This is a genomic window from Luteolibacter pohnpeiensis, assembly GCF_016595435.1.
GTDB lineage: Bacteria > Verrucomicrobiota > Verrucomicrobiia > Verrucomicrobiales > Akkermansiaceae > Luteolibacter > Luteolibacter pohnpeiensis.
Genome location: NZ_JAENIJ010000003.1, coordinates 123,656 through 137,981, shown reverse-complemented (window position 1 = coordinate 137,981; position 14,326 = coordinate 123,656). Strand labels below are relative to the sequence as shown.

At 54.3% G+C, this 14,326-nt stretch carries 11 protein-coding genes; 3 read left to right on the top strand and 8 right to left on the bottom strand.

The window, feature by feature from the left end; translation table 11 throughout:
* Positions 1-514 precede the first annotated feature (514 nt).
* The 3 genes from JIN85_RS02810 to JIN85_RS21865 form a co-directional block, all read right to left on the bottom strand.
* Positions 515-820, bottom strand: a complete 306-nt coding sequence (locus JIN85_RS02810; RefSeq protein WP_200267432.1) for a DUF6172 family protein — start codon at positions 818-820, stop codon at positions 515-517.
* A gap of 75 nt (positions 821-895) precedes the next feature.
* Positions 896-2,893: a BamA/OMP85 family outer membrane protein gene (locus JIN85_RS02805; protein WP_200267430.1), complete on the bottom strand. Its 1,998-nt coding sequence runs from the start codon at positions 2,891-2,893 to the stop codon at positions 896-898.
* Positions 2,894-6,355: a translocation/assembly module TamB domain-containing protein gene (locus tag JIN85_RS21865; protein WP_200267428.1), complete on the bottom strand. Its 3,462-nt coding sequence runs from the start codon at positions 6,353-6,355 to the stop codon at positions 2,894-2,896.
* A gap of 70 nt (positions 6,356-6,425) precedes the next feature.
* Between JIN85_RS21865 and JIN85_RS02795 the strand changes: the two genes are divergently transcribed.
* Positions 6,426-7,424, top strand: a complete 999-nt coding sequence (locus tag JIN85_RS02795) for a type I phosphomannose isomerase catalytic subunit (RefSeq protein ID WP_234047199.1) — start codon at positions 6,426-6,428, stop codon at positions 7,422-7,424.
* A 13-nt stretch (positions 7,425-7,437) separates the two neighbouring features.
* Here the strand turns inward: JIN85_RS02795 and JIN85_RS02790 are convergent, their stop codons facing one another.
* Positions 7,438-7,818, bottom strand: a complete 381-nt coding sequence (locus JIN85_RS02790) for a DUF2288 domain-containing protein (RefSeq protein ID WP_200267426.1) — start codon at positions 7,816-7,818, stop codon at positions 7,438-7,440.
* A 31-nt stretch (positions 7,819-7,849) separates the two neighbouring features.
* Complete coding sequence (locus JIN85_RS02785; RefSeq protein ID WP_234047198.1) at positions 7,850-9,400, bottom strand: NAD(P)/FAD-dependent oxidoreductase; 1,551 nt, start codon at positions 9,398-9,400, stop codon at positions 7,850-7,852.
* Between the two features lie 68 nt (positions 9,401-9,468).
* Here JIN85_RS02785 and rnhA point away from each other — a divergent pair, with 68 nt between their 5' ends.
* Positions 9,469-9,936, top strand: coding sequence for a ribonuclease HI (gene rnhA, locus JIN85_RS02780; protein WP_200267424.1), 468 nt, complete (start codon positions 9,469-9,471; stop codon positions 9,934-9,936).
* Between the two features lie 46 nt (positions 9,937-9,982).
* On the top strand, positions 9,983-10,624 hold the full coding sequence (locus JIN85_RS02775; protein WP_200267422.1) for a PEP-CTERM sorting domain-containing protein: 642 nt from the start codon (positions 9,983-9,985) through the stop codon (positions 10,622-10,624).
* Between the two features lie 38 nt (positions 10,625-10,662).
* Here the strand turns inward: JIN85_RS02775 and JIN85_RS02770 are convergent, their stop codons facing one another.
* The 3 genes from JIN85_RS02770 to JIN85_RS02760 form a co-directional block, all read right to left on the bottom strand.
* Entirely contained in the window at positions 10,663-11,394 is a 732-nt protein-coding gene (locus JIN85_RS02770) for an RNA polymerase sigma factor (protein ID WP_200267420.1), read from the bottom strand.
* Between the two features lie 97 nt (positions 11,395-11,491).
* On the bottom strand, positions 11,492-12,166 hold the full coding sequence (locus JIN85_RS21860; RefSeq protein WP_200267418.1) for a polysaccharide biosynthesis/export family protein: 675 nt from the start codon (positions 12,164-12,166) through the stop codon (positions 11,492-11,494).
* Positions 12,167-12,187: 21 nt separating this feature from the next.
* Positions 12,188-14,293, bottom strand: coding sequence for a protein kinase domain-containing protein (locus JIN85_RS02760; RefSeq protein WP_200267416.1), 2,106 nt, complete (start codon positions 14,291-14,293; stop codon positions 12,188-12,190).
* Between the last annotated feature and the right edge of the window lie 33 nt (positions 14,294-14,326).

Below are 14,326 nucleotides of genomic sequence, written 5' to 3'. Positions count from 1 at the left end.
AAGCGAAAACCAACCACACCCGTTGTAACGATCTGAAGGACATTTCCGATTTCATCGGGGTGAGACAGATGGGTGTCGCCCCTTCAGGGCTCGATATTTGGTGGGCAATCAACCCAGGGTTCCACCCTGGGCTAGCTCATTTGGCCCCGTTGGGGCCGGAAGAGCAGCGTCGGAAGCCAGGGGCCACCCCGCCGGGGCCGGGAGAGTGACGCCAGAATACAGTGGCCGCCCCGTTGGAACCGGGAGAGTGACGCCGGAATCCAGAGGTCACCCCGTCGGGGCCGGGAGAGTGAGGTGGAGTGGCCGAGTTGCGGGATGGATCGGGCTTTCAGCCCTCGGAAATGGCGGGCACCGTGGTCCTGGGGCGTTGCCCCGGGCTGGGATGGTCTTGAGCCGTTGGCCCGGAAGAGGATCGATCGTTTCGGCGGATGAAAATCAATGGTGGCTGTGGCGTCCCGCCGCAGGCCGTGGCTGGGGCGTCTCGCCACAGCGTGTTCTCAAGGCGTTTAGCGGTTCAGTGCTCTTTTTCATCGGCCCCCTTCGATCTGCGGCGTCCTTCTTTCGCCAAAATCTCGATGTAGATTGCTTCCCAGTTTTCGGCCGCCGCCTGATCTATCGGTTTGGTGATTTCCGCGACATGAATCGCCTCCGCGGATTCCGCCGATTGCCCGGTGCGGCAATCAAAATCCCAGAAGTCGACACCTTCCGGCAGGTTCTTGCGGCGCTCGCGCTTCAGGTATTTCCGCACGTCCGCCTTGATCTGCTCGACCACGCGTGCGGGTTGATGATTCGGGGAAGTCAGCGGGAAAAGTTTCTTCATGCCGCCGCTTGTGGGACATTTCCAGACTCCCGTCACGCACCGTTCCCGCGCGGAGATAAAAACTTGGCAGGCACTTCAGAACGCAACGCCGATGGCAAAATGGAATGCTCCCGCCGGCTCGCCTTCATCACGCGTAAGGTTGTAGCCGTATTCAAACCGAACCGGTCCGATCGGCAGATCCAAGCGAAGCCCCAGCCCGGCGGCGACTTCGACATCGGTGTTCATGATATCTTCGTATTCACGCGACAAGGAACCGGCATCCATAAAGGCCACACCACGGACGGGCCCTACCAATTTTCGTGAAACCTCCGCGCTGGTAACCCAACTCGCTTCGCCGCCCAGCGGATTTCCGCCTTTCCCGAATGGTCCCAATTCGCGCTCCGGGAAACTGCGAACGCTTCTTGCTCCACCGTTGAACAGCCGAAGATCAATCGGCAAATTCGCACTGTCTCCGGAAGGAACGATCAAACCAAAGTCTCCACCAAATGAGAATTCATAGTCTTTCCCCAACGGGTGATACCAGCCACCGGATAGACCTGTTTTGAAATAGCCCGTCGATTCATCGCCCACAGCCGCACCAAGCTCCAGCGGCATTTGCAAATGCCATCCGGTCTTCGGCAGGACCGGATTGTCGCGATAATCCAGAGTCTGGGTGAAATTAACCTTCGGGTGGGTATAAACCGTTTCACCGAGATCGGTGCGGTCCAATCCATCCGAGCTGATATTGACCAAGGAATTCCCGAACGTCAGGTCCAACTTGTAGTGATCAAAAAACGTCCGACTGAAGGTCACCCCCAGGCCAGTCTCGACGGCGGAATATCCATCGTGCGTGTAAGCCAAGGCATAAACTCTCGGGGATACCGAATAATCGCTGCCGAACAACCAGGGATTGGTCAGCTTGGTTTCCCCGAGAATACCGCGTGAGCTGAATTCAAAGCCACTGCTGAAGCTGACCAATTGCCCCCACAGATTCCGGTCCGTGTAGTTGGCGCGAAAAATTCCGCCTTCATACGAGCCGAATCCAACCCCCAGATTCACCTCTTTGGCTTTGGCCTCTTCGATGTGCAATGTGGCATCAATCCGTTTCGGCGAAACCTCTTTCCGCTCCAGCCGCACTGAGGAAAACGCCCCGGTTGCCAGAAGTTGGCGCAGCCGTTTGTTCATGGCGGCTTCGTCATACCAGTCGCCTTCCAGCGGCCTCACCCGGGCAATCACCCGCTCCGGATCGGTCGATTCCAAGCCTTCTACCTCAACATTGAGCAATTTTACCCGGGTTCCGAGGTCGATTTCGAAATTCGGGATGAATTTGGCAGGCTGCAGAGTTCGCCCCATCCGCACGATCGCATCCGGATAACCACGACTGATGAATGCTTCGCTTACCGCCGCCCGGAGCTTGTTCAGATTGGCGGTCGTCGCCGGCTTGCCGATGAATGGTTCGGCCGTCGTCCGCGTCCGCACCACACCGCGGCCGTCAGTGCTGACCACCGTCGGCTCGCCAATCATATAGAGCGGCCCTTGATCAACGTGGACCGCCACCGAAACCTCACCTGTTTTTGATGTTTCACGATTCGTCAGCGTCGCCGTCGATCCCCAATAACCCGCGGCATCCAGATCCTGTTCGATGAGTGACAGCCCTTTGCCCACATCTTCCTCACGAAAAGGCGCGGAGCCGGAACCCAGCGGCCTCGCTTTTTCCGCAGGGTTTCCGAACAAGCCTTCGAGCCGACCGGTATCCACTTCCTCATCCACTCCTTCGACCGAAACATCTCCCAGCGACAGACGCTCGCCTTCCCGAACCGTCAGTAAAATTTCCGAGCTGCTGACAACCTTCGGTGTGACCTCGACGCTGGCGTATCCGTCTTTCTGCATGACCTCCGTCAGCAGGAACGCCGCATCGTTCGCACGCGAGGCGGAAGCAGGCTTTGAGCGAACGTGCTCCAGCCGCCCACCGATCAGGCCGAGCAGCTCCGATTCCGACTTCACCTTGGATCCGACAATGTGAACGGTGGTTTCTCCCCAAACCGAGGAAACCAATCCGATGAGCAACAAAAGTGTGGGGTAAAACTTGATCATTTATCTGAAATTCAACCTCCAAATTCCGATTAACCGGGTATCCCCCTGCTCTCCCATGCCGGCTGAAATGTAGTATCGGTCGGTCAATTTGATGGTCGCGGTTGAGAATGAATCGCTATCATAAGGGTCGGACTCCGCGAGATTGAAATCCACCCGATCGGCCAGTTTCAGCAATGGCCGCAGTTGTTTGGAAAACGGCAGTCGACCGCGCCGCGCTTCCTCGATTAGCAACTGCAAGGCGCGCGACGAAGCGGTGTCAGTGTCCTCCAAGCCGGAAGTCGTGGTCCCGGTTGCGAGCAAGGTCATGATTTCATTTTCCGGCAATGGCGGATTGGAGGTCAGCACCAATTGCGGATCGGACGCCGAGCCGTAGACATAGACTTCCACCTGATAGGGACGCGGATTGCTGGTGCCCTTGATTTCCAAAATCGGGTCAAATCCAGTCGCCGGGGTGAATCGGACAATGCCCTCAGGAATGTTCAGCGTGCTGAATGGAAGCACCGCCACGCCACGGCGAATCCTCACCGTGCCATCGGGCGCGAGGTTTCCGATCGTGCCGCCAATTCGCAGTGCCACATCGACCTGGCCGGTGCCGAGGTTCCCCCGGATCAAAAACGGATCTTTGGTGACGACCGTGACATTGATCCGCCAATTGCTGAATGGCTCCGGCACACTGGAAGTCGGATTTTTCGGTGCATCCAGCTTGGGCAACGACGCTGCAGATGGACCGGTGAATGGCACACCGATTGGTAAAAGCTCGATATCACGGTAAAACAGACTGTCGACCAAACCAACCTCGCCCGTGAGTTCCGCAGAATCCCAAGGCCCTTGCAAACGCAGGTCGGCGTTGGTGCGAACGATCATCATCTCATTCCGCAGAGCGGGCAGGTGATCGCCCGTTACCCGGAAATCGAGTGGGCCCAATCCGTCTTTCAAGCCGAGTGTCCCGCTGGCACTGATGGTCCCGCCAGCGATGGTCGCACGCAGAGTCTTCACGTTGACCGAACTCAAGGTGGCATCGGCATCCAAGGTGAGGCCGGTGATCGGCGGCACCGCGTCGCTGTTCAGCTCGAAATTACCGTTTTCAATTTTGGCGTTCCCGAGAATTTCCGGCTCACCCACCGTGCCTGAAACCGTCACTTTCGCGGTGAAAATGCCAGCCAGTTTCTTGGCAGATGGGACCAAGGCCGCGAAACGGGAGATGTCCCAACGGGGTAATTCCACCTCCGCGTTTACCTTCTCCTGCTTGATCAAATCCGGATTATTCGCCCATTCTGAAGGGCGGAAATCCATATCGGCCTTGATCACAGCTGGCGCGTAATCAGGTGCCGTCGCGCCACCATCCAGCACCATTCGGCCATCACCCGCCTTCAGCGATAAGCGCAAATTCACCGGTGGAATTTGTTTCTGATCCGGGCTGTGGAGATTTACCAAATCCAGCGCCAAGTCGAATTTCGGATCCGAGTAGCTACCGTTGGAATAGATCTTCAGGTAACCCGTCGATCGGGCATCCAGCTTCGCGGCGGCTGGCAGCCAAGGCTTCAGCTCCGCCAAGGAAAGTTCGCGCGATTCAATGGCGATCTCCAGAGGTCGCTGGTCGTTGGCCAGCATCTCCCGCCATTTCGAAAAATCTTCCGGCACTGGAAGGCTGGCGGTTCCGCTGGCCATTTCCGTTTCGCCATCGGTCCAGAGCAGATTTTTGAGCGTCAGCAGGTTATCAGCGAGCTCTGCATTGGCGACGATGGTTTGGTTCTCGGCCTTCAGCGTCAAACCAGTGGCTTCAACCTTGCCTGGCCATTCATAGGTGATGTCCCCTGTCGCATCGATCGGAGATTTTTCCGGCTGCACCCAATTGGCGGCAGCCAGGGCAAGCTCGCCCTGGTGGGTTTTCGCGACCAGATCGCCCGATCCTTTCCAGCTGGCAGAAACATCGAAATCACCAGGCAATTCGACTCCGGCGATCGCCAACCATGGTTCGAGCGGTTGATTCTTGAAATCCGTCAGTGTGAGGTTTCCGGAGTAGCGTTTCTCGGCAATTTGATAAGTGCCATCGAGCTTCAGCCCCGTCATCTCCACCGTTGCGGTCGCGGGGGCATCGCCTTGCCAGCGAGCCGTGACCTTCAGAGGCGTCGCCGCCACCGGATTTTCAGGCGTCAAATCAAGCGTCGCATCCGCAGAAGCGGGCTTGTTGTTGTCATCGAACGCGACCGTGAATTTCCCAGCAAGTGACGACGGAGGGACCACCGCATCTGCTTTGATGGCGTCAAATCGTTGCGCCAACTGGGCAATCAGTTCCGGGATTTTCGGCACGCTCAGCTCGCCGGTGGCATTGCCAAGTTTGAAGTTCAAGCCATCGCGCTGAATCGGTGCGCGAACATCCAAATTGACCGGAGTTCCAAGCGTTTCCGTCCGCAATGACGCACTGGCTTGGGCAGCCTCCAGTGTCGCGCCGAAAGTCACTTCAGGGGCGGACCAATCCTGATATTGAACACCTTCCAGCACGATCTGCAGCATGCCGGTCGCGGCCAATGGATCAGGCATGACATCGTCCACATTCAGCGAAAGAGAGGTCAGCTTGGCCGCCGCTGGGATTTCGACGCCAAAAGATTTCGCCACTTCATCAAGTTGCAGCGAACCCGATCGCAGATTCAGGCTCGCGGCAGAAAATCCAGGAGCGGTATCGAGATCAAACACCGAATCGTTCACCAACAACTGCACACTCGCTTGCGGCTGGCCACTTGCTGGTGTCTCGAACGCAAGATCGCGAATGCCAATGCCCGGGTAAGGATCGAGTTTTTTCAGCGTGATCCGATCCTGTTCCCAAATGAGCGCCGACTGCTGCGGAGGAAGTTCCTGACCCTGCGCTTGGGCCGCGACCATTTTGCCGAGGTTCAGGTTGAATTCTGAACTGCCCGCATCATGGGTGAAATCGCTCGGATCGAGCGCAAATACCGGCTGCCCTTCCTTTTCCGCAGAAACACTCACCCGATTCACCGCGACCTTCAGCGGAATGACTTGAGGGCGGATATCGCGGATCATTTGCACAATTTCCTCCAGCGTTTTGGGCTGCTTTTCCTCCTCTTCTTTTTCAATACCGAGCCGGAGTTGGGCATCAATCCCCTGTGCCTCCAAACCGATCACCTTGCCGTGAATCAGATCCGCAAACCGGTAAAGTGGCGTCGCCCGCTCAATCGTCAGCTTCTTCAGCGAGCCATCACTTTCGAGCTTCAAATCCGCCACCGAAAGCCCGCCAGTCACACTGCCTTCCAGGCGGAACCCGCCGTGGATCTCGGCTTTCTCCAGGAAATGAGCCGCAATTTTAGGCCCTAACCAACGCAGGCCCGGGCCATTGAGCCAGATCAGCAAGCCGATCAAAACCAGGACAAAAATGCCGAAGCTACGGAACAGAAGGCGTGCCCATCGACGCCTGGGTTTGGGGGGATTTTTGTCTTCTTTATCCACTTTGGTTCAAACGAATTAGGATTTTATTGTTCAATCGTCAACCACCTAGACCACCTCTCGCTACATCGCCATGTCGACGCCTCAAGGTTTGCAATCCAGATCGCCTGCCGGTAAAACACAGCTCCGCATGGAACCCATCACCTTTGAGCCCCTATACATGCAACGCGTTTGGGGCGGACGCAAACTCGAAAACTTTTACTCCCGCGAACTCCCGGACGCAGAAAACCCCTACGGGGAGTCTTGGGAAGTCGTGGATCGCGAAGGCGAACAGTCGATCGTCACCGCTGGGCCTTACGCCGGCAAATCGCTGCACGACCTCTGGACGAATCACCGCAGCGAGGTCTTTGGCGAAAATCTGCCGGACTCCGAAAGGTTCCCGATTTTGATCAAAGTGCTCGACGCCCGTGACGATCTGTCCATCCAGGTGCACCCGCCAGTGGACCTGGCTGCCAGCCTGAATGGCGAGCCGAAGACCGAAATGTGGGTCATCGCGGATTGCGATCCCGGCGCGAAACTTTATGTCGGTCTGAAAAACGGGGTGAGCCGCGAGGATTTCGAGAAATCGATTCAGGACGGCACTGTCGAGGACAAGGTCCACGCGATTTCACCGAATCCCGGTGATTCAATTTTCATTCCGTCCGGCCGCCTTCATGCGATCGGTGCCGGTTTCCTCATCCACGAAATCCAGCAAAATTCGGACACCACCTACCGCGTGTTCGATTGGAACCGCCAGGGGCTCGACGGCAAGCCGCGCGAACTTCACGTCGTGCAATCGCTCGCCAGCATCGATTTCGATGATTTCGAGCCGACCATGGACACGCCAGACGGCGACAACCTGGCGACCTGCCCGTATTTCAAGACCGATCGCAAATCGCTGCACACCGGCCAGACCGTCACCAACCCATCTCCAGGAAATTTCTCCATCATCTCCGTAGTCGACGGCTGCCTGAAATCGGCAGGCAGGCGTGAATTTCCGATGGGCAGCTTCCTGTTGCTGCCCCACGGCGCGGATCCGCTGGAAGCAACTGACAGCTCGACCATTCTGCAGATCACGCTGCCGACGGTTTAGCCTTTGAAACAATTTAACCGCGGGAAACCACCGGCCGACACAGGACAAAGGGCGAAACCACCAGCGCCTCGAACTGTGTCGTGCCGCCTTCCCACTGGTTTGCGTGCAGCGCTTCGATTTTCACCAAATCCCCCGAGGCTAGCCAGTTTTGGACGCGCTCGGTCTCGTTCGCAGCGATGGCCGCGCCGACTTCTTCCAGTTTGGCATCCGGATCGACAAAAAATAGGCAACCACGCTCGAAGTGCGGCTTGAGGTAAGTCCAATCGACCTCGCCTTTGTATTTGGCGAGTTTTTCCTGGTCCGTGCTCTCGTCCTTGCCAAGCAGCAGGTATTTCATGCCCGATGAGCCGCTGCCTGCGGGTTCTCCCGATGTCGATGAATCTGGCGAAATCATGCCCGAGCCGTAGTTGCCGATTTTGAAAAGCTCAAGCGCCGGTCTCCGATCGGGCCGAATCTCCCCAGCTTTTCCAGCCTTCCTTCAACTCCAGCATCGCCCAGCTTCCCAACATCCCGAACAGGCGGAACATGTCTTTCCGCTCCAGCGTGAATCCAGGAATGAGACAACGCTTGCCCTTATTGCGACGGCCGAGCTCACCCATTTTCCTGCGCCGACGGGCAATCGCGGCAAATCTCCGATTGTAGAGCGACATCAGGGTGCCGAATAATTTGCCGCTCGGTGGAGAAAATGGCGGCGCATGCAGGGCTTTCAGGCCTTCGCGGAACGGCGGCTCCACCACGCCCCAATAATAAAGACTGAGGTCCATCCGGAACGCCAAATACATCAAATCGAACTCACCGAGATAATCGTATTTGTCTTTGTAGAGTGCTGAGAACCAGCGATGATAGCAGACTGAAAAGTCGCGATTGAATTTCTCCACCGGAGCCGCCATCGCTTCGCCATCGCGTTGCTTCCGGATCAGTTCGGCAGCACTGCAAACGGTGAAGGAAATCCAGTCCATGCCCGGACTGTAAAATGGATCGAGAAATCCTGCAGCATCGCCAACCAGCACGAACCCATCCCCGGCGAAAGTGGTGCTGTAATAGGAGAGGTTTCGCCGCCAGTGAACGTCATCAGGATCATACTCCGCCCCATCGAGGATTTCCCGGGCGATCGGGTTTTCTAACAGGAAGTTTTTCAGTTTGTCGCCAAGTTTCCCCTCCTCCGGCCAGTTCACCAGCCGCTGGTCGAATACGACGCCGATGCTGGTATCGCCGCCTTTCAGCGGAATCCACCAACTCCACCACCCATCGCCGAAAATATGATTCGTCGCGGTCCCGCGAATGCCATGCACCGCATTCGCCCACTGCGGGTATTTCTCCGCCAGTTCGAGACCATCCCAATCCTTGGTGCCTTTCCAACGCGCCCAGGCGGATGCCGTCGGCTGCTCTTCATTGCGCCGCCACCAGCCGTTTTTACGTGCCAAGAATGCCGCGACTCCGGATGCATCGACGACCCACCGTGCCTGAACGGTTCGTGATCCGTCCTGAGTGGAATAAGTGACCGTTTGATCGCCACCGCTGCTCAGCATCACGTCCTTGATCGTCACCGGTCGCCTCACCTCCGCACCGGCTTCGGTTGCACGGCGCAGAACCTCCTCATCCAATTCCGCCCGATCCAATTGATAGGACGGCAGTCGGACCTGATAACGTGCGCCAATTTCGCCCGCTTGATCGAGCGACTCCACCTCGTCGTTCACGAACCAGAATCGCAAGCCCTGCTTGGCGATGTGATGCTCGTTCAGATAGCGAGTAAGCCCAAGCACGCGGCCGAGGAAAAACGCGCTGACTTCGACCGTGGCTTCGCCAACCCGACGTTTCAGCTTTTCCGCGCGGTCGAGGATTAGCACCCGGATGCCCGGATTTTGCCTCAGCAGCAACATCGCCGTGGAGGCTCCCGATAGCGCCCCGCCGAGGATCACGACGTCGTAGCGTTCCGCGGGTGCAGGAGCTTCGGCTTTCATGGAGTCATCATTCATTCGGCGGAACGATCATTCCTGTTAAATTTCACTTCTGCAATGGCCGGTTTCAGTGAAACGCTGCCGCCATGAAACGCGTGATCATCCACACCGACGGCGGCTGCAAAGGAAACCCAGGACCAGGAGGCTATGGAGCGGTGCTGGTATCCGGCCGCCACCGCATGGAACTCTCTGCAGGTTACAAACATACAACCAATAACCGGATGGAACTCCGGGCAGCCATCGCCGCCCTGGCCGCGCTGAAAGAACCCTGCCAGGTCGAGCTTCACTCGGATTCGAAATACCTGGTGGATGCCATTTCCAAAAATTGGCTGGCCGGTTGGAAAAAACGCGGTTGGAAAACAGCCTCGAAGGAACCCGTCAAGAACCAGGATTTGTGGCAATTGTTAGAAAAAGTGATGGCTCCCCATCAGATCGAGCTTCGCTGGGTCAAAGGCCACGCCGGCCACAAGGAAAACGAACGCTGCGACGAGCTCGCGAACCTCGCGATAGCAGGTGGGAAGCTGATCGAAGACCCGGGCTTTATTGCGGGTTGACGAAATCACTTGCTCCTAGCGTCAGTTATAGTTCAAGCTGCGTTTAATGACTCGGATTTTACGAAAGGCTCAACTACTAGCACTTATCTTATCGGCTACATCCGCCCAATTCGTCAGCGCCGCTGTGATCGAAAATGACGCAATGATCGTCACCCCGACGACCGCTCCGCCAGATATCGAGATCGTCAATCTGCCGTTTGACCACCAATTCATTCTCACCCAAACCGCCGTCCCTGGAGATGGACTTTTTTTACTGCAGGTTGAATTTACTTCATCGTCGACTTTCCTTTTCCGCTACGCGGGAATCGCCGAAGTTTACAGTCTATTCATAGTCGAGCAGGGGACGATCTTTGATGCCACTTACGTCAATTCACAGGCCTCGTTCGTCACCAATCTCAACACGCCAGGCGAAAACACCCTCACCCTGCAACCCGGCGAAAGCCAATATATCGCCTATTGGGACGACCGGACCATACCAGGAACTCCCGGCCTATCCCCAAGCGATGACGACCTTTATGGTTGGTCACTCGTCACCAATGTCGCAGGTGAATTGGTTGTGACCGAAAGCGCCACTGCAACGTCATCAGGTATCATCGTTGGAACCCTTCAGCAAATTCCTGAGCCATCTGGTTCACTCCTGCTTATCGCTACGATCTCGATGGCCATGGCCCGCAGAAGAAGGGCCTGACTTGACAGCAAAGTTTCCGCGAAACGACCATACCCAAGTCATCCCGAAAACGAGGCCATCAAGACTTCCAGTTCCTCGTCGACCATTTCTGGGTCATCCAAAGTCTTGCTGATCTCCAATTTGAGCATGGATCGGTAGCGCTTGCGCAGGCGATGCACTGCAACGCGCACAGCTCCCTCTTCCCAACCTAGCTCCGCAGCTTTCTGCCCATAAGACATTTCCCCTTTAGCCAGGCTCAAATAGGATTTCAGGGCGTCGAAGCGATCTACCGTGCCACTCGCTTCAGCTTCACGCCTGAGCTTGGCAAGCACCTGCTCTAACAAAGTGATCGCCCACTCCCGGTCAAACGCAAGATCAGGTGAGGGCTGCTGGTCATCAACCACCTGGAATCGATGATCTGCCGATTGCCAATCGAGCGACAGATGAGTCAAATGCCCACCTCTTTTTTGCCGGTTGGATTTCGCATGTTGGTTCGCGAGAAAATGCTTCAAGGATGCCAACAAAAAAGCACGGAACTTTCCCCGGCTTCGATCCAAGCCTGACAAATCCTCACGAGCGAGCAACCCGACAATGAATTCCTGTGTGCGATCTTCCGCATCCTCCTTGGTATAACCTCGACGCCGGATATAAGCATACAGAGGAAACCAATAAATCGAACATAACGATTGCAACGCCGCATCTGAAGAAGCGGATTCCCGATCGCCCGCCGCCATGACCATGGTCCAGCGGGTGGTGGCAAAAATGTCTCTATTCTCACGGCTCTCCATCATCTCGAAAAAGGGAAATTGCTTCTACAGCAGTCTTCAATGAATCAAGCATCTAAAAGAATGAAGCTTCGACATCTAAGCAATCGACAAAATAACCAACTTAGAAAATCCTCTCATATACATATATAGTGTCCCTCTCTTTCAGAGCAGGCGCAGGATTTTTACCATCAAGCATGGATTCAACATTGAAATAGGTTACGTTGGGAATTTCACCCGCAGGCCCCCGCACTATTGAAACTTTTTTTGAGTTGGCTTTCTCCCCGAATCCCCCAGCTGTAGCTATCGCATCGATCAGCGATCCGTTACCCGCAACTTTATAAACTCCAGGCACTCTAACCGCTCCCAAAACATTGATGCGAATCTCACCGAGCGCAGCCAATTCCTGCTTCGGCGCAGAGGCTTTATAATTAATCGAGTAAGTATCGATCTGATCTCCACCTGCCACCTTAATCTTAAAAGTAAAACCGTCCTCATCCTTGCTCAAAGTCCCATCCATCATAGAAACCGTTGGAGCATCCACCCAATTATGATCTTTCAACTCTGGTATAAATTCATGTATTGGGAGCACCTCATTTCCAGATTCTCTAGAAATCTCAAGTTGACCATTTTCGATCAAAAAGCGCGAACCATCACTATTTTTCCATACGTCTCCATCGCGAACAAGCTCTACCGCTTCGATGTTTGGCCCCTTAACTGTGATACGGTCCACATTTTGTGACGAGAAGCACATCGCCAAGTAAACAAGCACGGATTGAATAGGATAAATAATATTCACAATAACTATTATAATAAATTTTTACATATTGCGCGCAGGAACAACAATGACCGAACCCTCAGTCAATCCTGGATTTATTGCCTGACCAGCCAGAATTTCATTAAAATTATATAATCCTAGTTGAGGCAGCTGGGAAGAATCATTTTTCTCAGAAATGGAAATTTTCTTCGGATTCGCTTTAACAGTCAGCCCTCCCGCTTCAGCGATTGCATCCAGCAACGTCGCATTAGGATTTAGCTTGAGCACCCCTGTCGCCCCAACCTCACCGAGAACAGTAACATTAATCCACAGATCGATAGTATGATTATTTGGAAGAATAGCGTATGAATATGGCCTCCACACCCCCGTAGAAACTTCAAGCATCACTAGATCCTCAACCAATCCCCCTCCGTAATCAAACCGAGTGAGATATGCTTTAGATCGTCGCATCTTACCTTCACTCGTCTTAAACTGAGTATCCGCAAATGCATCCCCCCGGCTTAAAACTTTACCTAGAGGATCATGCATTTTGATCATAAACAATATCCAATCATTCCTTGAAAATTGAGACTTCATCGCATCCGACGACGAGTCCCATGCGAGACCATATTGGCCAGCATCAATCAAACTCAGCCAAGCACGCGCTTGTTTTTCGTGGGACGGCAATCCGGCAGTTAAAACATTCTCAGACATCAACTGGAAACCATCATCTCCAGACTTCCACTTATTGAATTCCGCGATACGCGCGTCCAGCAGTGCGATTTCAAGATGCGCATTCGGTTGTGATTTCGCAAAGTTTCCTCTATCCTTTTGAGTACTAGCGTAGAAATCCTTCGCCCAATATCCAATTCTATCACCAGATATATCCGGCATCCTTTTATATAAATCGTCAAAATGCTCCTGCGCTCGAATCCGAAGAGGATGACCATCTGGAAAACGAACATTGGCTTCTGCGATCGCTATTCGATCAAACAAAAACGAAATCTCATCCTGAGAACTATATATCCGCGCAGGAGGTTTATTCGCAACAGCTTGATTCTGGGAACTCGTAGAATCTTTCCAAGCAACAGAAACCTTGATCCTTTTATTAATGTAATATACCAAGAAAATCACTACAGCAACCGAGAACATGCAACCTGAAACCAACAGCAATCTACGGTATTTTTTGACAACCTTATCTTTTACAGATACACACATCATTGAGTCTTGGATATAAGTTTTCATCTCAGTGACGTTCTCAAATCGATTCGCAGGATCTTTCGCCAAGGCACGCAGCACGATTTCGTTCAGTCGAACATCGATTTGCACACGCTTGATGTTCTTCATCTGCCGCCCCGGAAGCTCACCGGTTAGCATTTGATAGAAAACCACTCCCAGTGCATAGATATCCGCACGATGATCGACCTCAGCTGGCCGCTCGGATTGCTCAGGCGCCATGTAAGCCGGAGTTCCCATGACTTTTCCAACCTCGGTCAACCCGCTCGCGGATGAATCATTCGGCTCATGCTCTGTTTCCGAGTCGGCTTGGATCAATTTTGCCAGTCCAAAATCAGCGACCTTCACTTTGCCAGCCCGATCTAACAAAATATTCTCCGGCTTGATGTCGCGATGAACAATGCCGTGGTCATGTGCAAACTGCAGGGCATCGCAAATCGTCGAAACAATCGACAATGCCTCTCGCGATGAAATCCTCTCCGCTTTCATCAACTGCGCGAGGTTGACCCCGTTGACGAACTCCATGACGATAAAATACAGTCCGTTATCGGTCCGTCCAAACTCGTGCAACGTGATGATATTCGGATGATTCAGCTTTGCCAGAGCCTTCGCTTCACCGGCAAACCGAGCGGAGAATTCTTTCGATTCCCCGATTACAGGAGGAAGTATTTTTAAGGCAACCACCCGATCGATCTGACGCTGTCGCACTTTATACACTGCGCCCATCCCCCCTTGCCCAATCAAATCCAGTACCTCAAACTGAGGAAATGCTTGAGCCACCTCATCCAGCGAAGGCGGGACGAAACCAGCAGCCTGCTCATCCAGCGCCGTATCCTCTGTGGCACCTTGTCGCAACAAATCCATAGGATTCATTCCTTCCAAGCTGCGCGGGGCATTGTTCTCGTGGTTTGGATCTCGCGATTCCATCGACATATTATCCTCAGAAAGATTTTTGAGAAACCGTTA

What these genes read in the sequence shown, in the direction of transcription:
- JIN85_RS02810 (WP_200267432.1), bottom strand. Translation starts at nt 820, where the DNA reads ATGAAGAAACTTTTCCCGCTGACTTCCCCGAATCATCAACCCGCACGC.
- JIN85_RS02805 (WP_200267430.1), bottom strand. Translation starts at nt 2,893, where the DNA reads ATGATCAAGTTTTACCCCACACTTTTGTTGCTCATCGGATTGGTTTCC.
- JIN85_RS02795 (WP_234047199.1), top strand. Translation starts at nt 6,426, where the DNA reads ATGTCGACGCCTCAAGGTTTGCAATCCAGATCGCCTGCCGGTAAAACA.
- JIN85_RS02760 (WP_200267416.1), bottom strand. Translation starts at nt 14,293, where the DNA reads ATGTCGATGGAATCGCGAGATCCAAACCACGAGAACAATGCCCCGCGC.
- JIN85_RS02790 (WP_200267426.1), bottom strand. Translation starts at nt 7,818, where the DNA reads ATGATTTCGCCAGATTCATCGACATCGGGAGAACCCGCAGGCAGCGGC.
- rnhA (WP_200267424.1), top strand. Translation starts at nt 9,469, where the DNA reads ATGAAACGCGTGATCATCCACACCGACGGCGGCTGCAAAGGAAACCCA.
- JIN85_RS02785 (WP_234047198.1), bottom strand. Translation starts at nt 9,400, where the DNA reads ATGAATGATGACTCCATGAAAGCCGAAGCTCCTGCACCCGCGGAACGC.
- JIN85_RS02770 (WP_200267420.1), bottom strand. Translation starts at nt 11,394, where the DNA reads ATGATGGAGAGCCGTGAGAATAGAGACATTTTTGCCACCACCCGCTGG.
- JIN85_RS02775 (WP_200267422.1), top strand. Translation starts at nt 9,983, where the DNA reads ATGACTCGGATTTTACGAAAGGCTCAACTACTAGCACTTATCTTATCG.